General features: G+C 54.3%; 16 protein-coding genes. 11 read left to right on the top strand and 5 right to left on the bottom strand.

All coding sequences use genetic code 11. The features are described 5' to 3' along the window. Positions 1 to 66 precede the first annotated feature (66 nt). The 5 genes from WC598_RS11890 to WC598_RS11870 all read left to right on the top strand — a co-directional run bounded on the left by WC598_RS11890 (position 67) and on the right by WC598_RS11870 (position 8,792). Positions 67 to 891, top strand: a complete 825-nt coding sequence (locus WC598_RS11890) for an AAA family ATPase (protein WP_372961721.1) — start codon at positions 67 to 69, stop codon at positions 889 to 891. Positions 892 to 1,311: 420 nt separating this feature from the next. After that, on the top strand, positions 1,312 to 1,941 hold the full coding sequence (locus tag WC598_RS11885) for a peptidase C39 family protein (protein WP_372961720.1): 630 nt from the start codon (positions 1,312 to 1,314) through the stop codon (positions 1,939 to 1,941). Positions 1,942 to 2,327: 386 nt separating this feature from the next. After that, positions 2,328 to 4,724 (top strand): potassium-transporting ATPase subunit KdpA, encoded by a 2,397-nt coding sequence (gene kdpA / locus WC598_RS11880; RefSeq protein WP_372961719.1) that lies wholly within the window; start codon positions 2,328 to 2,330, stop codon positions 4,722 to 4,724. Further along, positions 4,717 to 6,819 carry a potassium-transporting ATPase subunit KdpB gene (gene kdpB / locus WC598_RS11875; RefSeq protein WP_372961718.1) on the top strand — a complete coding sequence of 701 codons (2,103 nt, stop codon included), beginning with the start codon at positions 4,717 to 4,719 and terminating at the stop codon, positions 6,817 to 6,819. Before kdpA ends, kdpB begins: the two co-directional genes overlap by 8 nt. A 5-nt stretch (positions 6,820 to 6,824) precedes the next feature. Further along, positions 6,825 to 8,792 carry a DUF4118 domain-containing protein gene (locus WC598_RS11870; protein ID WP_372961717.1) on the top strand — a complete coding sequence of 656 codons (1,968 nt, stop codon included), beginning with the start codon at positions 6,825 to 6,827 and terminating at the stop codon, positions 8,790 to 8,792. Between the two features lie 223 nt (positions 8,793 to 9,015). Here WC598_RS11870 and WC598_RS11865 read toward each other — a convergent pair whose 3' ends face one another. From WC598_RS11865 to WC598_RS11845, 5 genes are all read right to left on the bottom strand, one after another. Next, entirely contained in the window at positions 9,016 to 11,868 is a 2,853-nt protein-coding gene (locus WC598_RS11865; RefSeq protein ID WP_372961716.1) for a PAS domain S-box protein, read from the bottom strand. A 449-nt stretch (positions 11,869 to 12,317) separates the two neighbouring features. Continuing rightward, entirely contained in the window at positions 12,318 to 14,636 is a 2,319-nt protein-coding gene (locus WC598_RS11860) for a PocR ligand-binding domain-containing protein (protein WP_372961715.1), read from the bottom strand. 4 nt (positions 14,637 to 14,640) lie between these two features. Beyond that, entirely contained in the window at positions 14,641 to 15,243 is a 603-nt protein-coding gene (locus tag WC598_RS11855; protein WP_372961714.1) for a chemotaxis protein CheC, read from the bottom strand. Beyond that, positions 15,243 to 15,611 (bottom strand): PleD family two-component system response regulator, encoded by a 369-nt coding sequence (locus WC598_RS11850; protein ID WP_372961713.1) that lies wholly within the window; start codon positions 15,609 to 15,611, stop codon positions 15,243 to 15,245. The genes WC598_RS11855 and WC598_RS11850 overlap by 1 nt, the downstream gene beginning before the upstream one ends. 385 nt (positions 15,612 to 15,996) lie before the next feature. After that, entirely contained in the window at positions 15,997 to 18,684 is a 2,688-nt protein-coding gene (locus WC598_RS11845) for a PAS domain S-box protein (RefSeq protein WP_372961712.1), read from the bottom strand. A gap of 609 nt (positions 18,685 to 19,293) precedes the next feature. On the opposite strand from WC598_RS11845, the gene WC598_RS11840 reads away from it, so the two are divergent. The 6 genes from WC598_RS11840 (at position 19,294) to WC598_RS11815 (ending at position 25,900) form a co-directional block, all read left to right on the top strand. Beyond that, positions 19,294 to 19,740, top strand: coding sequence for a hypothetical protein (locus WC598_RS11840; protein ID WP_372961711.1), 447 nt, complete (start codon positions 19,294 to 19,296; stop codon positions 19,738 to 19,740). Further along, positions 19,737 to 20,765: a DUF6159 family protein gene (locus tag WC598_RS11835; RefSeq protein ID WP_372961710.1), complete on the top strand. Its 1,029-nt coding sequence runs from the start codon at positions 19,737 to 19,739 to the stop codon at positions 20,763 to 20,765. Before WC598_RS11840 ends, WC598_RS11835 begins: the two co-directional genes overlap by 4 nt. Continuing rightward, positions 20,762 to 21,670, top strand: a complete 909-nt coding sequence (locus tag WC598_RS11830; RefSeq protein WP_372961709.1) for an ABC transporter ATP-binding protein — start codon at positions 20,762 to 20,764, stop codon at positions 21,668 to 21,670. The genes WC598_RS11835 and WC598_RS11830 overlap by 4 nt, the downstream gene beginning before the upstream one ends. Next, positions 21,667 to 22,860, top strand: a complete 1,194-nt coding sequence (locus tag WC598_RS11825) for an ABC transporter permease (protein ID WP_372961708.1) — start codon at positions 21,667 to 21,669, stop codon at positions 22,858 to 22,860. The genes WC598_RS11830 and WC598_RS11825 overlap by 4 nt, the downstream gene beginning before the upstream one ends. Positions 22,861 to 22,973: 113 nt before the next feature. Beyond that, positions 22,974 to 23,585, top strand: coding sequence for an N-acetyltransferase family protein (locus WC598_RS11820; RefSeq protein WP_372961707.1), 612 nt, complete (start codon positions 22,974 to 22,976; stop codon positions 23,583 to 23,585). A 158-nt stretch (positions 23,586 to 23,743) separates the two neighbouring features. Next, complete coding sequence (locus WC598_RS11815) at positions 23,744 to 25,900, top strand: PAS domain S-box protein (protein ID WP_372961706.1); 2,157 nt, start codon at positions 23,744 to 23,746, stop codon at positions 25,898 to 25,900. Positions 25,901 to 26,208: the final 308 nt, after the last annotated feature.

Below are 26,208 nucleotides of genomic sequence, written 5' to 3'. Positions count from 1 at the left end.
TTGGGAATGCCTCGCGGCACTCCGGTAGCGGGCAGGGAGAATTTCCCCACGGGGGAAAGAGAGGGGATGCGCATCGTAATCACCGGTAAAGGCGGGGTCGGCAAGACCACGATTGCCGCCCTCCTCGCGCACCTGTTTGCGCAGCAGGGATTACGGGTACTTGCCATAGATGGCGATCCTCAGCAGAACCTCGCGGTAACCCTGGGCATCCAACCGCAGGCAGCAGAGCAGATCATTCCCGTTTCCCAATGTGGGGAATACCTCCGCGAGAAGACCGGTGCCGGGCCGGAACTGTCACCGGGGGGAATGATCACACTCAATCCCGATGTGAGCGATGTCGTGGACCGGTTTTCGGTGCCGGTTACTGAAAACCTGCGGCTGCTCGTAATGGGCGGGATCCGGAAAGCCGGTGCCGGTTGTCTCTGCCCCGAGTACACCCTGCTTGCCGCAATCCTCCGTCACCTGCCGCGTCTCACGGATGAAGTGATTCTTCTGGATACGCCGGCCGGTCCTGAGCATTTCGGGAGAGCGGTAGCTGATGGATTTACCTGTGCGGTTGTTGTTGCGGATCCCTCGTACAATGCCCTTTCCGTTGCACGGGAATCCGCGACCCTTGCACGGCAGCTGGGAATTAACGAGATCATTCTTGTCGTGAACCGTGTCAGCTCCCCGGAAGAGTGGGACAAGGCACGTGATCGGGCAGGAGATCCCGCTGCATTTTCCCGGCTGATGATGCTCGCCTTCGATACCGGGGTGATTGCTGCTGAACCCGAAGTTTGCCCGCTCCTTTCGACCGGGTCGGATTTCATGCAGGAAATGAGGAGCCTCGCGGCAGTTATTTCCCAGACGGGTGAAGGCCGCGTACCGCAAGATCTGAAGGTGCGGGATTAAGGAAACCGGAGACAACCGGATACCCCGCTCCAGGTCCGGCACGTTATCCCTGACGGGTAAATAACGGTGATCCGAGAGCATGAATCCTGATGTGAAAAAAGCCCTGTACGGGCTCCTTTTCTCATTTTCCTCTTTTCCTCCCCCTGCGAAAACCCCGTAAAACGTCCCGTTTCGGTTCGCGTGGAAAATACGCCCAAATATCGTACGGATTGCCAAAATGCGGCTGAAATGCACCTCGCAGAATGGCCTTTACCTTGCATGGGTTCGATGCCATTTTTACCCGTAATTTCCCCCATCCGGCACCCGGAACTGCCAACAGAACGGGGATACGGGGGTCATATATTAAAGAGAGTATTTTAAGGGGCACTAACCTTTTTTTATTGCCAGCAACCAATCCGAAAGAAAGACGGGGACGGAAATATGCACGCTGAACGCGGGGCCGCAATTCATCTGGATATTCCCTTTTACCGGCAGCATTACGACTTTACCTGCGGGCCGGCTTCCCTGATCATGGCAATGAAATACCTGGACAAAAACCTGCGCCCGGGAAAGGATCTGGAGATCGAGATCTGGCGGGAGGCAACTCTCGGAGCCGTATGCGGAACGAGCCGGTACGGGCTTGCGTATTCTGCGGCGACGCGGGGCTTTTCTGCGAGAGTTACCAGCAATACCGGCGGAATAGATTTTCCGGACTGGATTGTTCCATTGTTGAACGATTCGGAGACGCAGATGCTGGAGAACCTTTTTTCCGAGAGAAGAACCCGGTGCAGGAATCTGGGCGTCCGGGAAACGCAGGAAACCCTCACCGATAAAACCATCTCCCGGTCCCTCCACCACAACCATGTCCCGCTGATCGTGACAAATTCCCTGTTTTACTGCAACGAAGACTGCCCTCACTGGATCGTAGTGAGCGGGATCGATGATGAATTCCTGTACTTCAACAACCCCTTCGATGCAAAACCGAAAAAGAGAAAGACCGATCTTTCCATGCTTTCGGAGTTCATCGGATATCACGGGGATCAATCCATGGTGGAGGTCTGGAAAGAATAATTCTCCTGCCGGCGGATTGCTATGAGAAAATGATAATCCAGGGCCGGTTATCATAATCTGTACCGGAGGACTGACACCGGGATTTTTTTATAATCCCCCCATGTTCACTACCGGAACGCTCGTGGATTCGGTGGCGCACACCCGGGAGAAAGAATCCCCCTGCGAGGACCAGTATCTTCACACGAACGGCGGAGGCGCTGATGCAATAATTGTCCGGTACTCTGTACAAAAAGATTTTTTTAGTGAACATCACGGTCGTCACACTGCTGACATGATTTTATACTATCACTTTTGAACGGTCGTACAGGCAAACCCGCAGGCTATGAAAATCAGCCTCGAGACATGCATGAGGCGATCTCATCATGACTACCGAGCCGGTTCAGGAAATGATTAGGAAACAGATCAAACCAGCGGTTGTACTCTTTTTTGTACTCACGCTTTTGCTGGGGATTGTCTACCCGCTGGTTGTAACAGGTGTCGCCCAGGTAATTTTCCCGGTCCAGTCGAATGGGAATGTACTCGAACATAACGGGAAGGTTGTTGGTTCGGCACTGGTTGGCCAGCCCTTTACCTCGAAAAACTATTTCTGGGGCCGCCCTTCTGCAACCTCACCCGTACCCAATAACGCCGGTGCCTCGTCGGGATCGAACCTCGGGCCGAACAATCCCGCTCTCACGGACGCAGTGAAAGCCCGGGTTGATGCTCTCCATGCAGCCGATCCGACAAATTCCCAACTGATTCCCGTTGATCTGGTTACCGCATCGGGAAGCGGTCTCGATCCGGATATCAGTATCGCTGCCGCCCTGTACCAGGTTCCCCGCATTGCCCGGGAACGGAACCTGAACGAGAACGACCTCCAGGCACTCGTTGCACAGCAGACCGAACCCCGCCAGTTCGGCATTTTCGGAGAACCCCGCGTCAACGTCCTCTCGCTGAATCTTGCACTCGATGATCTCAGTGCCGGTCGCATTTCAGCGCCACAACAAAGTCCTGCACAGCAGAACAACCAGCCGTTCGTTTTTGGCCTGAGATTATTTGACTGGCTCTCGCTCATTATCTTCATTGTCATTATCGCATTCCTGGTTGTTCCCCTTGGAGCCTGGATGGTCAAGGTATATACCGGCAAACCCGGTTTCCTGTCTCCCGTCATTGACCGGATCGAACAGAGGTTCCTTGCACTGGGCGGGATAAACGCAAGCGAGGAGATGGACTGGAAACAGTTTGCCGTATCCCTCCTGGTCTTTTCCATTCCATGCATCCTGTTCGTCTTTTTCCTCCAGCTCGTCCAGCAGTTCCTCCCACTCAATCCTGCCGGTCTTGGGGCCGTGCCCTGGGACCTTGCCCTCAATACCGCAGTAAGTTTTGCCACCAACACCAACTGGCAGGCTTATGTGCCGGAAGTCACGGTCAGTTACTTCACCCAGATGGCAGGCCTCGCCGTCCAGAACTTCCTGTCAGCAGCACTGGGCATGACCGTGCTGCTCGCACTCATCCTCGCATTTTCCCGCCGGTCGGTTTCTACCATCGGCAACTTCTGGGTTCTCCTCATCAGGAGTGTTATGATCCTGCTGCCCATCTGCCTCGTCATCTCGCTTGTGCTGGTGTCGCAGGGAGTTCCCCAGACCTTCAACGGGCCGCTCACGGTCCCGCTCCTCGATCCGGTAAAGGATGGCAACGGCGTGCTGGTCACCACGCAGACCATTCCCCTCGGGCCCGTTGCGTCCCAGGTCGCGATCAAGCACCTGGGTACGAACGGAGGAGGATTCTACAATACCAATTCCGCCCACCCGCTTGAGAATCCCACGCCGTTCTCAAACTTCCTTGAAAATCTCGCAATCCTCTTCATCCCGGCAGCACTCTGCTACACGTTTGGGAAAATGATTGGCTCGGGACGCAAAGGCATCGCCCTCTTAATGGCAATGACCATTATCTTCCTGCCGCTTGCCGGCATTGCCATCTGGTCCGAGCTGAACGGGAACCCGGCATTCAATGCAATGGGCATCGACCAGACCCCCGGCTTTTCCCAGCCGGGTGGGAACATGGAAGGAAAAGAAGTGCGGTTCGGAATTGTCCCCTCGGCATGGTTCTCGGTCGTTACCACCGTGACATCCACCGGGGCCGTCAACTCGATGCATGATTCGTTCATGCCGCTTGCCGGCTTTGTCCAGATGTTCGATATGCAGCTTGGGGAAGTTGTCTATGGCGGCGTGGGTTCCGGGCTTTACGGTATGCTGGTCTTTGTCATCCTCGCCATGTTCATTGCCGGCCTGATGGTAGGCCGGACCCCGGAACTCTATGGAAAGAAGATCGAACAGAACGAGATGAAGATCGCAACGATCATCATCCTGATCCCAATCTTCCTCATCTTAACCCTGACGGCCCTTGCGCTCATGACCGATGTCGGGAGGGCAGGTGTGTTCAACCCGGGACCGCACGGTTTCTCCGAGATCCTGTACGCCTTCACATCCGCATCTCAGAATAACGGCAGCGCCTTTGCAGGACTATCGGCAAACAGCCTGTTCTATAACCTTGCAACGGCATGTGCGATGTTTGTCGGGCGATATGCCGTGGCAATACTGACACTCGCGCTTGCCGGGTCGCTCGTTGTTAAGAAGATCGTGCCGGCGAGCGAAGGTACCCTGCGGGATCACCGCCCGCTGTTCATCATCTGGCTTGTAGTTGTGATAATCATCATAGGGGCGCTGAGTTTCCTGCCGGCCCTCTCACTTGGGCCCATCGCCGAATACATGAATATGGTCGCGGGAGGGATGATCCATGTCTGAACCCGGACAAACCCGAAACTCCACGGCAATTCCGGGCCTCTACCAGCGGGCGGTTTTCGATGCCTTCGTCAAACTTGATCCCCGGACCATGATCCGGAACCCGGTCATGTTTACGGTCGAGATCGGCAGCGTGGTAACCACGCTTCTCTGGCTTCAGGCGCTTACCGGGCAGGGTGAAGCACCATCCGGATTCATCGGTGCCATCTCGGCATGGCTCTGGTTCACGGTGCTCTTTGCCAACTTTGCAGAAGCCCTTGCCGAGGGCAGGGGGAAGGCGCAGGCCGATTCGCTGCGGAAGATGCGACGCGATACCGAGGCAAAAAAACTCAATCCGGATTACACCCTCGTACGGGGCAGGGAACCCGATGAGAAGTACGTCTCGGTGATATCCTCATCAACGCTGCACAAGAACGATCTCATCTATGTCAAGTCCGGGGACACGATCCCGGTTGACGGCGAAGTGATCGATGGTGTTGCCTCAGTGAATGAGAGCGCCATTACCGGGGAAAGCGCACCGGTCATCCGGGAGTCCGGAGGCGACCGGAGCGCAGTCACCGGCGGGACTACCATTCTCTCCGACTGGCTCATCATCCGGGTCAGCGCGAATCCCGGCGAAGGGTTCCTCGACCACATGATAGGTCTCATCGAAGGAGCGAAACGGCAGAAGACCCCAAACGAGATTGCGCTTAACATTCTCCTGCTTGGCCTGACCGCAGTTTTCGTAGTGGTTTCCGCTGCACTCTATGCGTTCTCGCGATACAGTGTGGAAATGGCAGGTGTCGGCACGACCGTCACCATTACCGTGCTTGTCGCCCTCTTTGTCTGTCTCGCACCAACAACCATCGGGGGACTCCTCAGTGCGATCGGCATCGCCGGCATGGACCGGCTGATCCAGCGCAATGTCATAACCACCTCGGGCCGTGCCATCGAAGCGGCGGGGGACGTTGATGTCCTCCTGTTGGATAAGACCGGCACGATTACGCTCGGCAACCGGCAGGCCGTCGAGCTGATCCCGGTTGACGGGACCGGGATCATGGAACTTGCCGAGACGGCACAGCTCGCATCCCTTGCCGATGAGACCCCGGAAGGTCGCAGCATCGTTGTGCTGGCAAAAGAAAAATACGGGCTCCGTGGCAGGACCGTAGGAGCAACCGAATCAACGGCAGAGATGCAGTTCATCCCGTTCACCAGCCAGACCCGGATGAGCGGTGTCACCGTTGGCAACAACCAGATAAGGAAAGGTGCCGCAGATGCCGTGTTTGCCCACATCCTCGCATGCGGCAAATCCGAGATCTCGGAGCAGCTCAGGCAGGCAGTTGACGACATCGCCCGGGCCGGTGGAACTCCGCTGGTTGTTACGAAAAACGGCAAAGCCCTCGGTGTCATCTACTTAAAGGATATTGTAAAAGGCGGGATCAAGGAGCGCTTTGCCCAGTTGCGGAAGATGGGTATCAGGACGGTCATGATAACCGGTGACAACCGGCTCACTGCCGCAACGATCGCTGCTGAGGCGGGAGTGGATGATTTTCTTGCAGAAGCTACACCGGAGAGCAAACTGAAACTTATCCGGGAGTACCAGACCGGGGGAAGAATGGTAGCCATGACCGGCGACGGCACCAATGACGCGCCCGCCCTCGCACAGGCGGATGTCGCCGTGGCTATGAACACCGGCACCCAGCCGGCCCGGGAAGCTGCAAACATGATCGATCTCGATTCCAACCCGACAAAACTGATCGAGATTGTCGAGATCGGCAAACAACTGCTCATGACCCGGGGAGCTCTTACCACCTTCTCGATTGCAAACGATATTGCAAAATACTTCGCGATCATCCCGATTGCATTTGCTTCAACCTATCCGGCACTTGGTGCCCTTAATGTCCTCGGGCTTCACCACGGGATCCTGTCAGCCGTGATCTTCAATGCGATTATCATCGTTCTGTTAATACCCCTCGCGCTTCGCGGGGTCGGGTACCGTGCCATGTCCGCAGAAGAGGCGCTTCGCAATAACATCCTCCTCTACGGGATCGGAGGGCTTATCGCTCCGTTCATCGGAATAAAACTGATTGATATTCTACTCGTTCTCACAGGTGTGTAAAACTCATGGCCACTCCTCCCCAGTGTCGCCCGGATCCCGATACGCTGCTTGCGCATATACAAAGCGAAGAGCGACAGAGAACGCGGGGCAAGCTCAAGATCTTTTTAGGCTATATTGCTGGCGTGGGAAAAACGTACGAGATGCTCCATGCGGCCCACCTGCGAAAGCACGACGGGATTGATGTCCGGATCGGGTACGTTGAAACCCACGAGCGGTTTGAGACCGAAGCACTGGTCGAGGGGCTTGAGATCATTCCAAGGAAAATGATCGAATACCGGAACGTTACCCTTCCGGAAATGGATCTCGACCGGATCCTCGCGGTCCGCCCGCAACTCGTGCTTGTCGACGAACTGGCGCACACGAATGCACCCGGTTCGCGCCACCTGAAGCGCTACTTGGATGTCGAGGAACTGCTCGATTCCGGTATTGATGTGTACACAACATTAAATGTCCAGCATATCGAGAGCCTCAACGACGTTGTTGCCCAGATCACGGGCATCATTATCCAGGAGACGATCCCGGATAGGGTTATCGACGAGGCAGCCGAGATCGAACTGGTGGACCTGGCCCCGCCGGAACTTCTCCAGAGGCTCCGCGACGGAAAAGTGTATGTTCCAGAGATGGCGGCCCGGGCTCTTGAGAAGTTCTTCAACGAAGGCAACCTGTATGCCCTGCGGGAACTGGCCCTCCGCCGGGCAGCTGATCGGGTCGACAACCAGATGCTTGCCTATATGCAGACCCGCTCCATTCCGGGACCCTGGGCTGCCGGAGAAAGCCTGCTGGTCTGCATTGGTCCGGGACCCTTGTCGGAACGGCTGATCCGTACTACCCGGAGGCAGGCGGATCGGATGAATGCCCCCTGGAGTGCTCTCTATGTCGAGACACCCTCCCATCACCGCCTCTCGAAGAAGGGAAAAGAACAGGTATCAAAAACGCTCCATCTTGCAGAAACCTTAGGTGCCACAACGGCTACGGTATTCGGGGTCAACGTGGCAAACACGGCGATCGAGTATGCCCGCAGGCACAATGCTACCCGGATCATCATAGGAAAGACGCTCCGGCCCCGCTGGCAGGAATTCGTCTTTGGTTCTGTTGTGGACCAGCTCATCCACAACAGCGGCACCATCGATATCTATGTCATCAGCAGCGAGGAAATTATGCCGCCGTCATCTGCGGAGATGGAACCATTGCTCCCGGCAACACCCCCGAAGGATTATGTTGCGAGCGTGGTCCTTGTTGCTATCATCACAGCTGTTGGCTGGCTGATCCATGCATTCATCTCCCCGGTAAATCTCGCCATGTTCTATATGCTTGGTGTTGTTTTCATTGCATGGAAACGAGGACTGCGCCCGGCAGTCTTTACCGCAGTCATCGGGGTTCTGGCGTTTGATTTCTTCTTTATCCCGCCCTACCTGAGTTTCCAGGTGTCTGATACGGAGTACCTCATCACGTTTGCCGGGATGATTGTTGTAGGAGCCTTAATCAGCATCCTGGTGGCACGGGCACACGAACACGCCGAAGCAGCACAGATCCGTGAACAGGAGACCGGAACCCTGTATGCCCTCTCGCAGGATCTGGCTGTTGCTGCGGATGCTGATTCCATCATTGCGGCAGTCACCCGGCATATCCGGGAGATTTTCTTATGGGAGAGTGTTGTCCTCATACCGGAAGATGATCACCTTATCGTTCGTCCACAGGGGACAGGACCTGCCCTGACAGCCGATGATATCGCAGTAGCTACCTGGGCATTCCGGCATGGTGCTGTTGCGGGTTACGATACCGACACTCTGCATGGATCCCGGCTCAGGTACATACCCCTCATGAGTTCGGCCGGGGCTATCGGGATCCTTGGCGTGAAGCCAACCGAGACCGACGGTATCATCGACCATGAACAGGAACGCATCCTCACGGCCTTTGCGAGCCAGATCGCGCTTGCGCTCGAACGGGTGAAGCTGACGAAAAGCAACCGGTAAGGACGGAAGATCTTTTTTTAGAGCTACCCGGTATCAATCTGTCAAAAAATGCATTCAGGAGTGCAAGCCTGCCGGCTGCTCCTGTAGAGGCGTGCATTACGATCGGGCAGGAAACACCGGGCCGTAACCCTGGCAATTGCCGGATGGGTCCGGGCCGGTATCGGGAAACACTACCGGAACACGAATACGAATAACCTCTTTCCGGGGGCCCGGAAAAGAGGTTTTATTCCACGTCCGCAAACCGGTATCCCCCTTTTGGCACCGCAATCTCGAACCGTGCCCCCTTCCCCGGTTCCCCGGTCTCGGCAATCGTGATTTCGGTAATTTCAAGGATCTCGCGGGCAAGAAAGAGCCCGAGGCCGGTATTTCTCCCATAGCCCTGATCGAAGATCTTCTCCTTCTCATCTGCGTAAATACCATCCCCGTCATCTTCGCACACAACAACGGATTTCCCTGCGTGCTCCTCAACAGAGAAGCAAAGGGTGGTGATCTTTCCCCCGTGCCGGATTGCATTGTCGATCAGATTGAAAAAGACCCGGGCAATCAGCGGATCGGCGAAAACCTTTGCCCCTTTGGGGATCTCGTTCTTCACGAGAATCTGCCCCGGCAAAACCTGGTGTATCGCTGAGTCTATGAGCGTGCGGCAATCGTACCATGCAGGAGAATTAACACCGATTGATTCGTATTCCCTGCCAAAGGCTATCTGGCGTTCCATGGTCTTTGCAACCTGCTCTTCCTTCTCAACAAATTCTGCCATCTTTGCCGGATCACTGAAATATTTTTTTGAGAATCCCAGGTATGCGGTTAAGGCGTGGATCTGGTTTTTCAGATCATGGCGTGTTATTCCGGACAGGATACTGAGTTTCCGGTTCGACTGCCTGAGTGCATCCTCGGCCTGTTTTCGTTCCGTGATGTCCCGCATGGACTCGATTGCTCCCGTTATCTCGCCTTTCGTATTGTACAGCGGCGTTGCAATGATCCAGAGCACGGTCCGTCTTCCCCGGAGCCGGGAGATGTCCAGTTCTGCTGCGAACATATCCCGTTCCTTATGGAGATCCGGGTAATGTTTTTTCATGATCGCATCATCGCCCTGGATGATGAGATCGATGAGGATCGGGCGGCGGCGCCCGAACATCCTGAACGCATGTTCAAAATTCCCTTTTCCCAGGATCTCAGGAGCCTCGACTTGTAAGAGACTGGCAATGGCCTTGTTCCAGGCAATCACTTTTCCTTCCGTATCAATGGCAAAGGTAGGGTCGGGCAGGAAATCAATGATCGCGCTCATCCGGCGCTCCGATTCGAGGAAGGCCTCCTCTGCCAGTTTGCGTTCCGTAATGTCCCGGGCAGATCCGAGAGCGGCAACTCCCCCCTTGTACTGGATGGTGGACACGGTGAGTTCCACATGCCGGATCATCCCGTTTTTACGGATAATGCGGCACTCATACTGGTCCGGGGCGTTTTCTCCCCGCCTCCGTTGCACGGCAATATCCTCAACCCGCTGCCGGTCCTCCGGGTGGACCAGGTCCATAAACTTCATTGTCTGGAGCTCCTCCTTTGAGTACCCCGTGATCTCGCTGACTTTGCTGTTGGAAAAGACGAAGTGGTCTCCCTGGTAGATATAGATACCATCGTTCACCTGTTCGGCAAGTGTTCGGTATTTTTCCTCACTTTGTATGAGATCCTGGTGGGCTGCAGCAATCTCTTCCACCTGCCCGCGCAGTTCCTCTTCGGTTGAGGTGATCTCTTCAAAGGCTGCGCTGAGCTCCTCGTTTCTCTGGTTCAGCGCACATTCCCGTTCTTTATGCTCTGTTATCTCCCGGATGGATTCGATGGCGCCGGTGATCGTTCCCTGCGCATCGTAGAGAGGAGATGAAGTAAACCAGAGATAACCTCCCCTGCCGTCATGAAGATGCGGGATGAACCGTTCTGCGGTAAGCCGGTTGCCATCTTTCCTGATTCCCGGGTATTGTTCCGCAGCGGTCTCGTCGTAACGGAGGACGAGATCGATGAGGATCGGCCGGCGTTCCCTGTACAGCGGAAGCGAGTACTCATAATTCCCCTTATCGAGCATGTCGGCCTGCAGAACGCCTGTCAGGACTTCCATGGCATGGTTCCAGGCTATCACCACGCCGTTTTTATTGATGGCAAACGTTGCATCCGGGAGAAACTCAATGATGTCCTCAAGTTCCCGCATCGAATCCCGCAGTGCCAGGTCCTGCTCTGTCAGGACATCCAGGTTGGCCCGGAGTTCCTCTTCAGCAGCCGACAACTGCTCGTACGAGGCAAAGAGTTCCTCGTTTTTCTTTGCCAGCTCCTCTTCGGCACGTTTCCGGTCGGTGATGTCGGTCAGCATTGCAAAGGAGCCCTTGAACGAACCGTCCGGGCCGAGGATGGGAGTTGCTGACACGCTCATGGTCCGGATACTTCCGTCCGCTCTCACGAACCGGCGGTCGTACCTGCCCGGCAGCCCTTTCGTCCGCTCTTCGAGCCGGATCTGCTGGTCGGAACGTTCCTCATCGGTAAAGAAGGACTGGATCGATCTGCCGATACATTCATCCGCTGCAATTCCCAGCATCTCCGCCATCTGTTCATTGACATAGGTGGTGACAAAATGCTCGTCCATTGCCCAGATGCCCTCAAGGGAGGTTTCTACAATGCGGCGGTAATTCTCCTGGCTCTTTTTCAGTGCGGCATCCGTTGTGCGATGCTCAACGGCGATCCGGATCTTGTGCGAGAGCTCGGCAAACTGGGCCCCGGGATCCCCGCCTTTCTGGAGATAAAAATCCGCCCCGTTGTTGATGGCCTCGATGACCACTTGCTCTCTTCCCCGTCCCGTGAAGAGAATGAAGGGAAGGGTGCTGAATCGTGACCGGACTTCTTTGAGGAAGGTGATGCCGTTCATTCCCGGCATCTGGTAATCGGAAACAACGGCATCAAAAGAATCTTCGCCGAGTAACCGGATGCCGTCAGGTGCGCTCAGTGCAGTTGATACGATAAAATCCCCGGACTCTTCCAGATAGAGTTTACCGATATCGAGCAGGGCCGGTTCGTCGTCTACATAGAGGATGCGGTACATGGATCACATCGGACTGATATTCCGTATTGATCTACGGGGATAATATACTCATGGTTCTTCCTCCTGTTATTCTCAGGACGCGGACTCCGGAAAACCCGTGCAGCATGGGGAGCGGGGACGGGATTAAATACGCCTGTTTCGGGCTCCGTTTAATTTTTTTGTATCCGGGCCCCTGACGGAAAACCCCGTAAAACGTTTCTTTTTGCTTCCTGTGGAAAATCTGCTGGAATATGGCCCCGTTTGCCAAAATACGCCTGGAAACGACCTCGTCTTTTGGCAGTTACCGGCCCTGCAACCGGGGTTGTTTTCGCCACGTGATTTACTCCAACCGGGCCTAAAAACGCCCACAGAATGTGGATACGGGGGTCATATATCCGGAGAAAAATAGTAAACATTGCGGGTCTGTCTTCGGATATGGGGGAAGAGGACCGCTCAGCAGACAGCCGGGATTATTCCGGGGATGGCGGGTTGATATACGGCGGAGGGGTGATTTTTACCTTATTTTTCCCGGTAAACCGGTATGTTCCCTCCGGCACTACCATCTCGAACCGTGCCCCCCTGCCCGGCTCCCCGTTCTCGGTGATGGTGATACCCGTAAGAGACAGGATCTCGCGGGAGAGGAAGAGGCCAAGACCGGTATGTTTGCCAAACCCTTTTGTAAAGAGCTGCGCTTTATCCTCCGTGCTGATGCCATTGCCATCATCTTCCACCGCGATGATGAGCTCCCCATTGTCTTTTCGGGTCATAACACGAATGAACGTCATCTTTTCCCCGCCATACCGGAGGGCATTATCGGTAAGATTGTAGAATACTTTTTCCAGCAGCGGATCGGCAAACAGTTCCAGATTTGGATCCTCCGCGTCAACGCGGATATTCCGCAGCGTGAGCCGGGCTTTTACTTTTTCCAATACAGCCTTCACATTCTGCCATGCAGGGGCATGCACCCCCATCTCCTCGTAATCCTTGGTGAAATGGATCTGATGAGCCATGGTATCGGCAATTCTCTGTTCTTTGGCAATGAACTCTTTTAGTTCAACCGGGTTTTCCACTGCCTCCTCACTGAGCATGATATAGGCATTGAGTGCCATGAGCTGATTATTGATATCGTGCCGGGTAATGCTTGAGAGGAGGTTGAGTTTTTTGTTTGCCTGTTTATAGGCCGCCTGTGCCTGGCTGAGTTCGGCTGTTCGTTCAATTACCCGCTTCTCGAGTTCATCGTATAACGTCCGGAGTTCTTCCTGTACCCGTTTCTGTTCAGCCATGGATCGTGCGAGTTTTAAGTTGCTGTAACTGAGCCGGGAGATGATACCGGAAAACTTTACCATGTAATTCATCAGGTGATTAATCTGCTCGTGGCTGAAACGGGGGACCGTGCGCAGGGCCGCCATATAGTTTTCCCGGTCAAACCCGAACTCTTCAGCCTGGGCAGAAAAGACAGAATCATCAATGATCTCATCCTCATAGAAGAACTGTCCCGTGTAAATATTGCCAACATGCTTGTCGCCGATAACGAGCGGTGTCACCACGTCCCACAAGTTGTTCCGGCACTTGTATGCGACATACTGGCCGGGTATCAGGTTCCGGGCGAAAAAGAGATCACTTTCCTTACAGATCCGGGCTGATCGTTCGTTGACACGGTGGAATTTTTTACAGATATCCGTCCAGCCGGACGATTCAATCACGTTCCCTTTCAGATCAACAATTGCCGTCCCCATGCCGGTCAGTTTGGAAAAATCATCCATCAGGGACTGGATTGCCGGGATATCCAGGATGTTGATGAGTTCCAGGTCACTGATATCCGTACCGGGCATTAAAATCGAGTCCAGTTTTAACTTGAGTCTCTCCTCGCTCTCGTGGAGATCTGCTGTCCGTTCCCGTACCCGTATCTCCAGCTCGTCGTGAGCCTTTTGTAACGCCGCCTCAGCCTGCCTGCGTGCCGTACTATCGGTACCGATACTGAGCAGACCCGAATACTGTCCGTTTTCATCCGTGAGGGCTTTGTTCTGCCACCGTACCCAGACCCGTTTCCCGTCACGGGTGATGTTTTCATTCTCGTTGAATGTATTGTTCAGGGGATGGCGGACAATCTCGTCAACCATGAGCTGGAGATCACGCCCGGATTCTGATTCTACGACCGGGACAATGGTCCCTATCGCGGGTTTACCGATAATTTCGTCGCTGGTATACCCGAAAAAACGCTGGGCGAATTCATTAAAAAAGGTAATATTCCCTGTTTTATCCACTTTCAGGATGATGCTGTTGGCGTTCTCGACCAGGGTCCGGTACTTCTCCTCACTCTTACGGAGGTCTTCCTCAGCGCACTTGCGCTTTGCAAGCTCGTTCTCGGCACTATTTTTCAGATCCCGGTACTCACGGGTCTGCCGGTAAATGTCGGTTACGTCTTCAATGACGATCATTGCATTGAGTTCTGCACCGGACCGGTGCGGGACGACCGTTGTGCTCTGGAACCGTTTTCCCCCGTTCGGATGGATCGCCGGGATGATGTGGGGGTGGAACTGCGGGGAGAAGATCGCAGCCGGGCCGCCGCTAAAGACGATATCAATCCGTCCCCTGATAACATTCCTGTTCAGATCAGGAAACCGCTCCAGAAGGTTTGTACCGGACATCTCATCCGCTGAGATATCGCTCCAGTCTGCGATGCAGTTATTCCAGAACAGAATAGAATAATCCCTGCGGATGATGATGATGCCGACCGGCAGCATGTCATACTCCGACCAGTCCGTAACAGGGATCTCTTGTTGGGGCATGTACCTAATCCCGGGAAGTCATTCTCTCAATTCCTTCAAGAAGCGCATCCATTGAACCGATCTCAAGGATGAGCAGGATATTTCCGCTTATGGTGGTGCCTTCAAGATGGAAGTGGGCATTGGCAAGCACAACGCGGTTATCCGCAGATTCTTTTAAGGATTGGGCAAGGGCAGATATCCTGATTTCCTGGTACCTGGGGAGAGAATAATTCAGGTGCTGGTCGAGTACGTTTGCGATCGACCCCATAACGGCATTGATGATGATATTTCCAACTTCCTTGAGAGTCTCTATGCGCATGACGTCAAGATCCTGGGCATCCTTATCCTCCTGGGTCATGAGGGTAACGAGCAGCGCAGCACTTTCCTGCGGAAAAACGAGAGCCGCAACACCACTCATCGTGCCCTTGAAGTGGAGCGAGATGGTTGAAAGGGGGGGAACGTTCTCATCAAGGATACGGGTAAGTTTCTCCATGCTTTCGATACTGATTGAGGGAACCTTGAGGGTGATGGGGCATTGCGTAATCTCGTTGAGCATCCCGGCGGCCCGGCCTACGCCAATATTGATAAGTTCGCGTATTGCATCCACCGCGTCTGCATCGAGTTCCATTACACTCGATCTCCAGCGAGAATTTTTTTCACTGCGGGCAGGAGGGTATCCTTGTTCACCGGCTTGTTTATCAGTCCCCGTGCCCCCATCTGGTAACATTTTTCCCGGGTGGGCTTCTGGATATCGGAAGTGAGGATAAGGATCGGGATGGCAACCGTATTCTCTTTCAGCTTTTCGAGAAGGTAAAAACCATCGAATTCCGGCATAAGGAGATCGCTGATGATGAGATCGGGGGCTGCCGTGCTGATACATTCTATCCCATCGTTGCCGTTTTCCGCGGTTAGTAGTTCATAGCCCTCTTCTTTGAGGATCGAACTGATGATCTTCCGCTGGAAGGATGAGTCATCAATGACAAGGATCTTTACCATATCTCCAGAACTCCACACAATCCCTGAAAGGATTACTGGTGAAAATATACGCCGTATTCTGATATAATTACTGAGGGTTTAAGAGGGAATCTCTGTTCTCCCCCTGGAGGTCCACCAGGGATTTTTTGCAGTATCTCTTCCCCATTTCCCAGTTCATTACCTTCGCACGATGGTGCGGCACGTTTTTTTAGTCCCGGGGCCCAGGTCTGGTTTCTCGCGTAGCAGCGATCAATGCGTTTTGAAAGAAGGAGCATATCAGGATCGTGTTCCGGACCGTGTTTGTGGGAATGGAGGGGCAGGTGCAGGGGGTGGACAGGGCACCCGCTCAGCAGAGTGTCGGGATGATTACCGCGATGGGGGGGGGATGTACCGGACCCGTGTGATTTCACTCCTTATTTTTATCGGTAAACCGGCATGCCCCCTTTGGCACCGTCATCTCGAACCGTGCCCCTTTTCCGGGTTCTCCGGTCTCGGCTATCGTGATTTCGGTAATGGAAAGGATCTCCCGCGAAAGAGCCAGGCCCAGCCCGGTGTTCTTCCCGAATCCCCGCTCGAAGATCAGCTCTTTTTCCTCTGCCGGAACGCCGATTCCGTCATCCTCGCACACGATGAGATGATCGTTGCCGGATTCCTGCACAGAGAACCGGATGGTTGAGATCTTCCCGCCATATCGCACCGCGTTCTCCATCAGGGCGTACATGACTCTCACAACCAGCGGGTCGGCGAACACTTCTGCACCGGAAGGGAGATCGTTTTCTATCACTACCTGCCCGAGCGGCGCCTCCTTTGCCGCCGTGTCTACCAGCGAGCGGACGTCCTGCCAGACCGGGGCATTGATCCCGATGTTTTCATATTCTCGTGTGAACTGGATCATGGATGCGATGCGCTGTGCAGCTTCTGCTGCCTTTATGAAAAACTCACTTTGAGCGGTCGCCGGCTGCTTCTTCTTAAGTATCGCGAGGTACCCCAGCAGCACGGTGAGCTGGTTTTTGATATCGTGCCGGGTGATACCGGAGAGGAGGGTGAGTTTCTTGTTTGCCAGACGGAGTGCTTCTTCCGCCCTCCTGCGTTCCGTGATATCCCGGAATGTCCAGATCCTCCCATGGTACTGCCCGGTGCGGTCAATGACCGGGGCTGAATAGCGGTCATACACTTTTCCGCTCGAAAACTCAACAATGGCCTGATCGGATTCTTCCGGATGACTATTGAGATCCCTCACGTTTCTGATAAACTGGTCCGGGGACGTTGCTCTTAAGGCCACGTATTGCAGGAGTGCTTCGTCATTGGAATCCTGTAAAATGGTGTCCGGAATTTCCCACATGCCTATAAGCCTCTGGTTGATGAGGATCCGCTCGTTCTTTTCATTGACAACAAGCATTCCGTCCGGAGAGGCTTCAGCCTGGGCTTCCAGAAATGCCGCCCGCTTAATCTGTGCCAGCCCGGCGGTTCTCCGTTCATCCTCGATTGCAATCGCTTTTGCAACGACTGCGAGAATCTCGAGATCCTGCTGGGCGGGGGAGACGGTATCCTGGTACACTACACAGAGTGACCCGAGGAACCGGTCCCCGATTTTTACCGGGATACCCACGTAGGTCCTGAGCTGGTAGCGCCTCACATTCGGGTCCGTATCAGCATAGGCGGATTCCAGAAGATTGGGAATAATGGTTGGAGAAGCGCTGCCGTTCTGGATGATATCAGTACAGATGTGTCCATCCGGCGTGTCGGAGGGAGCAAAATCCGAAGGAGTGTTCCACATCCCGAGCGAACAGAGCATGCCCCCTTCCAGCCGGTTATAGAGTGCACAGGATCCCTTGAGCATCCTGCCGGCCAGTCCGGTCAGGATCGTGATATTTTCCAGGGGATCAGGACCGAATGTCAGAAACGTGCGGTTGATCTCCGATAAGCGCTCTTTGGCCTCTTTTTGTTCGGTGATGTTTTCATGCATCAGGACAAACCGTTCCGGTCTGCCGGACTTGTCTTTTAACGGAAAAATGATCGCACGCACCCAGACGGGAACATCCGGGTAATCCGGATACGTGTCATGCGCATTGAACCTGATATCCGGCATCATCACCAGTTCGCCGTTTTTCACCCGTGCGATCAGGCTCTCAAGTCCGGGTTGTTTCTTCACAAGATCAACAAAAATGGAAAACTCCGGCGGGGGAACCGAACCAAAAAGCCGGGTGTGGGCATGATTGACTTTTAATGTGAACCCCTCCTTATCCACGATCTGGATTGACAGGGGATTTTTTTCAATGATATCGCGTAACCGTTCTTCACTCTCTTTGAGCGCCATCTCCATCTGCTTGCGCCCGGTGATATCTGTTATGAACCCTTCAAGAAACAGCAGGTGCCCGTCATCCGCAAAAATACCCTGTCCCTGTTCCCAGACCCAGCGGGTCTCCCCGTTTTTTGTTCTGAGGGGATACTCTTCTTTAAAGGGTTCTCTCCGGCTCAGGGCGTTCTGTATGTTGTCCCAGAGGGGCTTTTGGAAATCCGTATGCACGAGATCGTTATACGTGAGTGTTTTATTCTCCAGGAGTTCATCGGGGGAGTAGCCGGTTATTTCCCGGCACCCGCTGCTGATATATTTCATTGTCCAGCTGCTGTCGTTAGTACAGCGGTACACAAACCCGGGCAGGTTACTGATCATGGTTGCCTGGACCCGTTCACTCTCCCGCAGCGCAATCTCTGCTTTCTTCCGTACTACCGCGGACCGGATCTTGTGCGCAAGTTCCGTGAACAATGCAACCGGTTCCCCGCCTTTCTGGAGATAGAAATCAGCCCCCTCGTTGAGTGCCTGGATCACGATCTCTTCCCGCCCGCGACCGGTGAAGAGGATGAACGGAATGATATTTCCCAAAGACCGTACCCGTTTTAAAAGATCGATGCCGTCCATTTCGGGCATCTTGTAATCCGAGATGATGGCATCGTAGTTCCCCGAACTCAGCATCGGAAGCGCAGCAGATGCTGACGTGACGATGTCGACGCGGAACTCTCCCTGGCTCTCTAAAAAAAGCTTTCCCATATCCAGAAGGCCACGTTCGTCATCGACATACAAAACAGTGAGCATGATGATTCGGGAGGATGTGATTACTGCATTTGTACCGGTAATGACTATTATACGTTACGATGGGGTGTCCATGTATCAGGGAAAAACCTTCCGGCCCTGATTATCCGCCGGTATTCCATCCCCCTGAAGGACCGGAATTCCCGAATGTGATTCCCGGGGGAGAACAGGCCCTGTACGAACCCGGATTCCCCGTCTGGTTTTTGGCCCTCTTACGGCAAACTCCGTAACACCCTCCGTTTCAGTTCTCGTGGAAAATATGTCCAATTATCGCCCTGTTTTCCAAAATACGGCTGGAAACGACCACATCTTTTAGCCGTTAATGGCCCGCTCATCGACGTCGTTTTTGCCACATGGGTTACCCCTGCCAGCCTCCGGAAACGCTGGCAGAATGCGGATATGAGGGCAGATTTTTTTGGTGTAAAAACAGGAATTCATTGCTCTGGCCGGTCTCGTTCCCGTGCAGGTTTCCGGATCCGGTGACCGCATATACGGTTATTTGCGCGATCCTGTGGCCGGGGGCGTTACAGGGAAACCCTTCTGTCCTTCAGATTTTAACGAGCACCATGAATCGTGAAAAAATTTATTTAGTCAACCCACACACGTTGACATATGCTTCTGCCCATGGACGAAAAACAGTTCGCGTTCTGGACAATGCGGCGCAGCGGAACATCGAACATCACCATTGCCAACCGGCTTGGCATCTCCCGGCAGGCTGTGTCCAAGGCCCTGCTTGCCATGGACGGGAAGATCGAATCGGCCCTCCGCGATATGGCGAAGTCAAACCAGATCGCGATCGAGGCGGTCAATACCGGGCGGGGGATCCTGCTCGGGCGGTCGATTCCCCTCCAGATCCCGGCGCTCATCTTCATCTCGGAAAAACACGGGGTCCAGGTATGGTACGATCATGAGGGCGACTGCGGCACGTGCCAGCGCTACACCGAATGCATCGAACTGCTCTGGGACTATGCAGGCGAGCTTGGCATCAGGATTGAGAAGACTGCCGACCCGACACAAATGGCAGAAGAACTGTTTACCAACGTGAAGGCTCTGATATGACATTTCATGTTTCTGAAATAATCCGGAAATATCTTGCATGGTGTCCGAACTCTGTTGCACGACCCGTGCGTGCAGCACCCCCGGCGATAGCAACACCCCCGGTTGCAACCGGTCCGGCACAGCCTGACGGCGGGGCCGGGGGATCCGGGCGGATCGACCGGGGAATCAGGCTCACGACCGGGAGTATACTGTTCCTGTTCCGGAACAAACGTCTGCTCTGGTTCTCACTCCTGTTAGGCCTGGTGATGATCTTCAATCTTGTCTCGAGCACCTGTCTCCAGATCATATCCGGCAGCTCGCTGTTTCCGGGAGCAGGCTTTGTTACCAGCCCTGCACCCGTTATGATAGAGCAGGGCTCGGTTACCTGGATTGCCCTTGCACTGATCGTCAGTTTTGTCAATGCCCTGCTGACGTACTATCTGCTGGCAGCGCTGATAGCATCGGTATCGCTTCTCCTCTCGGGCCATGATGCAACCCTTCGCAGCGGACTGGCACGCGTTGCAGGCTGCGTGCGGCCGCTTGTCAGCTGGGCTGCAATAGCAGCAGTTGTCGGGACCGGCTTCCTGATCCTCATGGAGTCTGCAAAAACAACGAGCGGGACCATCGAAAACTCCGGCATTTTGTATGGTGCCCTGGCATTCGGGGCCTGTTTCTATGCCCTTACCCTCTTTGTTGTCCCGGCCCTTGTCCTTGCGGGTAAAAACCTGATCGGCGCAATCAGGGAATCGGTATCCCTGTTCAGGAACCTGTGGGGCGAGGTCATCGTCTGTTTCATCATCTACTTCCTGATCGTGTTTGCTGCCATGGTGATAACCATGATCCCCGTAATCGCGATCGGGTTTTCAGCAGGCAGTACTGCAGCACTGGGAGCGGTTTTTGCTCTCTACCTGCTGGTGATGTTCGTCCTTATCTTTATCGGCACAACCGTCATGGGGATCACGATCACCGGCCTCTATACCTATGGGAAGACCGGGATCTTTCCCGCACTGTCTGAAGGAAAACGAATGGATACGAAAGACGCATGATCTCCGGCGATACAAGATCCGACTGGGACGAAGATGTCCTGAAGGTTGAACACCTCACCAAGACCTTCGACCGCAGGCATATCCTTGAAGATATCAGTTTTTCCGTTGGCAAAGGCGAGGTGTTCGGCCTTCTGGGTCCGAATGGTGCGGGTAAGACCACGCTCATCCGGACCATTCTCGATATCTTCCGGCCCGATACCGGGACGATAGCGCTCTTCGGTACGACATTCTCCGACGACATTAAGGACTCCATCGGCTACCTTCCCGAGGAGGGGAGCCTTGACAAGGAGATCGCAGTCTCGGAGTGTATCCGGTATTTTGCCGAGCTCAAGCACGTGGAGGCGATCGACCGGAAGATGGACGCATGGCTGGAGAAGCTGGATCTCACCGCGTACCGGGATAAAAAGATCCAGGAACTGAGCAAGGGCATGCACCGCCGCCTCCAGGTTATTCTTGCGGTCATCCACGAGCCGGACCTCCTCATCCTCGACGAGCCGTTCTCGGGGCTCGACCCTCTCAACACAAAAACCCTCAAGGATATTCTTCTTGACTTGAGCAGTAACGGCACGACACTTATCATGAGCACGCACCAGATGGACGAGGTGGAACGGATGTGCAACCGGATCCTCATGCTCAATAACGGGAAGATGGTGCTCTACGGAAGCCTTGATGAGATACGCCAGCAGTTCGGCCTGTCGATCGAGGTCCGTTACGAAGGCACGCTCCCGCATATCGATGATATCCTTGGCATCAACGACTCCGGAAACGCGGCGGAGCTGATCGTGGAGAAGGATGCCGATACCCAGGCGATATTACAAACGCTTGCTGCAAGCGTTGTCATCCGGAAGTTCGAGGTCAAGCAGCGGTCCATGAACGAGATCTTCCTCGAGGTGTGCAGGCGATGACGGCAAAATCCCTTGTTGTTGCAAAATTTGAATTTCTCAAGACCGTAAGGCGCAAAGGGTTCATCCTTGGCACGATCGGGCTTCCCGTGTTCATGCTCGTCATCCTCGGGCTCACCATGTATGCCGGCGCCGGGATAGGCTCGGCCGCAGCGAACCAGACCTGCGGGTACGTTGATGGTACCGGTTTTGTGCAGGCAGCGCCCGGCTTTGTCCCGTACCCGGACCCTGCAACCGGCAAAGCGGCGCTGGTAAACGGCGATATCCACAGCCTGCTGATAGTCCCCGGGGGGTATATCAGTACCGGCGTGCTCAAGGTCTATACGATGGACAACTCCCTGCTCGGGTCGACAGGTTCCAGCAGGTCGGTGCAGGAATTTATGGCACAGAACCTCCTGCGGCACGAGAACGTGTCCGACCGGGCTGCGCGGAATATCCTCTCCCCGATACCCCCGAATGTGATTGTCCTCGATGAGGCGGGTAATCCCAAAGGCGACCAGGAACTTATGGGCTTTCTCCTGCCGTTTGGCTTGACGATGGTCCTTGCGCTCGGCATCCTCACCTCGTCCGGTTACCTGATGCAGGGAATCGGCGAGGAGAAAGAGAGCCGGAGGGGCGAGTTTCTGCTCTCCCACTGCTCTGCCGAGGAACTGCTCGCCGGAAAGATCCTCGGGTACGCGGGAGTGAGCCTGCTCCAGATCGGGGTCTGGGTTGCGATCGGTCTTGCCGTGATCGCCGCAAGCCCGTTTGCCGCCATGTTCTCTATGCTCCAGGTAACGTGGCTCGTCTGCCTCGCAGTCGTCTACTTTATTCTCGGGTACTTCCTCTTCTCGGTCTCGATAGCCTGCGCCGCCTCCCTTGCACCCTCCGTCAGGGAAGCCCAGCAGGTCTCGGCGATCTTCTCGATGTTTGCCGTCTTCCCGCTCATCTTTCTCCAGTTCCTCTTACAGGATCCAAATTCCCTCCTGATGCAGGTCCTGACGTATTTCCCGTACACGGCCCCGTTCATTGCAATGGTCCGGCTCACGCTCGTGACGGTACCGCCGTACCAGATTATCGTGAGTATCGCAGTCCTCGTCATCTCCATTGTTGTCCTCACAAGGCTTGCCGCACGGATCTTCCGGATGGGCATGCTGACCTACGGGAAACGGGTGACCCTCCGGGAAGTCCTGGGATTTATCAGAGAAAAATAATTATTTTTTGGTGACGGGAAGCCGGCGGGGTCATGCCCTTGCCAATCCGAAATCAGCCCATCCGGTCTTCCTGATTGTCATGAGGATCCCCGTTGTCAGAGTTCCCGGAGGAGATGGGATCAGATACCCCGAAGGAAAACAACCGTCGCCTCTCCCCGGATCGTTTGAAAGATTACTTTTATTGGGATCATCTCTCCACTTTTTTTATGATTCATGATTCATTACCGGGGTCAATACAATGTATCCCCATACAAGAGGCTGACCTTCTGAGAATTAATGAACTTTCAAATATTCCGGAGATAGCAGAACATTTTGAGACGATCCCGCCAGTACCCATGGAAACAACGAAGGCGTTGTGGTCGCACATACAGAGCGGGATAATGTCCCTCTGGGGCATACACACAAACGGCCGGATCATCGGCGGCGCCGGGTTTTATGCACAGCCCAAAGGTACCAGGCTTTCCCATGCAGCAACTTTTTTTCTCTATATCGAACCTTCCTTCTGGGGCAGGGGGATCGGCACCCGGGCAATACAATTTCTCGAAAAAGAGGCAGGTAGCCGGGGATATCTTCGTATGGAGTGCATGGTGGCAGCAACAAATCCGGGTGCAATCCGCCTGTATGAGCGGCTGGGATACGAAAAGGAGGGAGTGAAAAAGCAGGCATTCAGGCTTGACAATTCCTATGAGGATCTGGTACTGATGGGCAAGGTTTTTTCACGGTAAATGGCAGTTGATTTTGTCCGGCAATCTGCCGGATTCTGAAAGGGAGAAATGTTCCTGTCCTGCCCATAACCACCCCGGATTACCTGCCACAAAAGACCACGCCGGAGATTTCGATACATTCTTCTCTTAAAAAACCGGGAACCTTTACTTACTCACCCATGGCAGCAAAGGAAGATCGTCATGTACTGATCCGGGAGTTTCTCCAGGCGCGTTACCCTGAGGCAGTATCCATATCCTTCATTGCCCGGGAACTGGGGATGAACCGGGGGGCGGTTGCAAAATACTTGGAAGTCCTCTTATCCCGGGGCCATGTGGAGATGAAGCCGTTTGGCAAAGCCAAATTATATGCCTCGTCCCAGAACATCCCGTTTGACGATCTCTTCAACTATCTCTCCGATGCGATTCTCATTCTTGACGCCGATCTCCGTATCCTGATGGTCAACAGGAGTTTTTTCAACACGTTCAATATCCGAAAGGACAGGAACATCATCGGGACCGAATTATCCCGGCTCAGCCTGCCCCTGTTCGACAATACCACGGTCCAGGAAAATATTACGCGGATCATCCAGTCGCAGACATTCATCAACGAGATGCTGCTGATCGAACGGGGCACCGAACGGATCTTCCTTACCGAATTCGTCTCAACCGTCATTCCCTCCCTTGCATTTACCGGAAAACCCGGGATCATGGTAAGCCTGCGGGATATCACGACATGGAAGAAAACGGAGGATGCCTTAAAAAACAGCGAACGGAAGATCCGGACGCTTTTTGAAGAAGTCCCAAGCGGTATCTTCCTCTTCCACGAAGACGGCACGATCATCAATGCCAACCGGGCTTCCCTTGATATCCTCGGCCTTGCACGGTTCACGGACCTTGCGGATCTCAGGCTTTACGATATCATGTGTTCAAGGAACACGATCCAGGACCTGATCCAGAAAGGAAAGATTGCCGAACTGACCCTCTCCTGTAACTTCGACCGGCTGAAATCGGAGACCCTCACGACAACAAAAAAGAGCGGGGTCGCCTATTTCCAGATTGTCTTTGCACCGGTTGCCGGCAGCGTGGGAACTGCCCCAAAAGAGTTTTTTATCCTCTTCCTCGACATTACGGCAAAAAAACTGGCGGAAAAACAACTGAAAGAGCGGTACCGTGGGATCGTTACCAACCTTCCGGGCATTGTGTACCAGTTCTATGCCCGGGACTCCGGGGAATGGGGAGCGTATTATGTCAATGAACGTACCCAGGAGATATACGGTGTGCCCGCAGAACCGCTGGAAACCTGGTTCGACCGCTTCGGTGACTGCATTGCGCCGGAAGACCGTACGCGCTGGGGAAAATCGATCGAGGATGTGATCCGGCGTGTTGCTCCCTGGGAATTTGAAGGACGGTTCATTCGCCCGACCGGGGAGGAGATGTATGTCCGCGGGATCTCGCAGCCGGTCCGGCTGAAGAACGAGACGGTCTGGAATGGTATTTTCCTCGACATCACCGACCGGAAACGGGCTGAGGAGGCATCGCACCGGATCGAGGAGCGGCTCCGGGGAATTACCAGCAACCTGCCGGGAATCGTGTACCAGTTTTATACAAGGGATTCCGGGGAATGGGGCATGCACTACGTGGATGATCGTTCCAGCGAAGTCTACGGCCTGGACCCGGAACCGCTCAATACATGGATCCAGCGGTACGGTGACTGTATTGCGCCGGAAGACCAGGAGCGCTGGATACGATCGATCGAAGATGTTATCCGGCGTGTTGCTCCCTGGGAATTTGAGGGAAGGTTCATTCGCCCGACCGGGGAGGAGATGTACATCCGGGTCCTCTCGCAGCCGGTCCGGCTGAAGAACGAGACGGTCTGGAACGGTATTATTCTTGATATCACGGACCGGAAACGGGCTGAGGAAGCGCTCCGGAGGACCGAGCTTAAGGAAGTGCGGTACCATTCCTTTTTTGAAAATACCTGCAACGGCGTCCTGATCTACGAACCGGTCGGGAACGGTGATGAGTATATCATCAAGGATGTCAACCGGGTGACTGCTGCACTCTTAAGGATGAACAAGGAAGACCTTGTCGGAAAACGACTCTTCGAAGAGTTCCCCGAGCTGCCAAACCCGGTAATCCATGACCTCCTCCTGCGGGTTCTCTTAACCGAGCAACCGGAGTTTGCGGCACCGCTCAAGTACAGGAACCGCGAGGACTTTCCCTGGATCTCGCACTATGTCTTCAAACTCCCGTCCGGTGAAATTGCTTCGTTCATGGTCGATGTAACGGATGCGGTAAAGGCGGGAAAAGATTTTAAGAAACAGCCGGTTTTTTAATAATGCCGGTGACGTTTTTCTCCTGCAGGGCAATGCAGGGAAACCTGCGCACAGGCTTGTCTAACCGGGGGATTTACGGTTTCCCGCTCCCATGGAACTGTTTTAATGGCGAGCAATAATGGATCTTTATCGTGAACGGGATGGTGAACAATATCGTCGGAATCCTTGCCTCACGGGAATCCCGTTAATGGCGAGCAATAAAAATTACCTTTATTCTTGCATTGGCGAAATGGTGTCGTGTGGAAACGAGTTCCACAAAAAACCGGAACTAAAGCGAGTCCTCATGGGCGAGGCCGGCCGGGTTCACA

This window comes from Methanoregula sp., from assembly GCF_041645475.1.
In the GTDB taxonomy this organism is placed as follows: Archaea; Halobacteriota; Methanomicrobia; order Methanomicrobiales; family Methanospirillaceae; genus Methanoregula.
The sequence above is the reverse complement of the archived record's forward strand: the minus strand, read 5'-3'. Positions and strand labels throughout refer to the sequence as shown.

Excerpts from the sequence above, each read along its gene's own strand:
- WC598_RS11870 (WP_372961717.1), top strand. The coding sequence starts at position 6,825 with ATGGCCACTCCTCCCCAGTGTCGCCCGGATCCCGATACGCTGCTTGCG.
- WC598_RS11860 (WP_372961715.1), bottom strand. The coding sequence starts at position 14,636 with ATGCCCCAACAAGAGATCCCTGTTACGGACTGGTCGGAGTATGACATG.
- WC598_RS11845 (WP_372961712.1), bottom strand. The coding sequence starts at position 18,684 with ATGCTCACTGTTTTGTATGTCGATGACGAACGTGGCCTTCTGGATATG.
- kdpB (WP_372961718.1), top strand. The coding sequence starts at position 4,717 with ATGTCTGAACCCGGACAAACCCGAAACTCCACGGCAATTCCGGGCCTC.
- WC598_RS11840 (WP_372961711.1), top strand. The coding sequence starts at position 19,294 with ATGCTTCTGCCCATGGACGAAAAACAGTTCGCGTTCTGGACAATGCGG.
- WC598_RS11885 (WP_372961720.1), top strand. The coding sequence starts at position 1,312 with ATGCACGCTGAACGCGGGGCCGCAATTCATCTGGATATTCCCTTTTAC.
- WC598_RS11815 (WP_372961706.1), top strand. The coding sequence starts at position 23,744 with ATGGCAGCAAAGGAAGATCGTCATGTACTGATCCGGGAGTTTCTCCAG.
- WC598_RS11830 (WP_372961709.1), top strand. The coding sequence starts at position 20,762 with ATGATCTCCGGCGATACAAGATCCGACTGGGACGAAGATGTCCTGAAG.
- WC598_RS11865 (WP_372961716.1), bottom strand. The coding sequence starts at position 11,868 with ATGTACCGCATCCTCTATGTAGACGACGAACCGGCCCTGCTCGATATC.
- WC598_RS11825 (WP_372961708.1), top strand. The coding sequence starts at position 21,667 with ATGACGGCAAAATCCCTTGTTGTTGCAAAATTTGAATTTCTCAAGACC.
- WC598_RS11890 (WP_372961721.1), top strand. The coding sequence starts at position 67 with ATGCGCATCGTAATCACCGGTAAAGGCGGGGTCGGCAAGACCACGATT.
- kdpA (WP_372961719.1), top strand. The coding sequence starts at position 2,328 with ATGATTAGGAAACAGATCAAACCAGCGGTTGTACTCTTTTTTGTACTC.
- WC598_RS11855 (WP_372961714.1), bottom strand. The coding sequence starts at position 15,243 with ATGGAACTCGATGCAGACGCGGTGGATGCAATACGCGAACTTATCAAT.
- WC598_RS11820 (WP_372961707.1), top strand. The coding sequence starts at position 22,974 with ATGGGATCAGATACCCCGAAGGAAAACAACCGTCGCCTCTCCCCGGAT.
- WC598_RS11850 (WP_372961713.1), bottom strand. The coding sequence starts at position 15,611 with ATGGTAAAGATCCTTGTCATTGATGACTCATCCTTCCAGCGGAAGATC.
- WC598_RS11835 (WP_372961710.1), top strand. The coding sequence starts at position 19,737 with ATGACATTTCATGTTTCTGAAATAATCCGGAAATATCTTGCATGGTGT.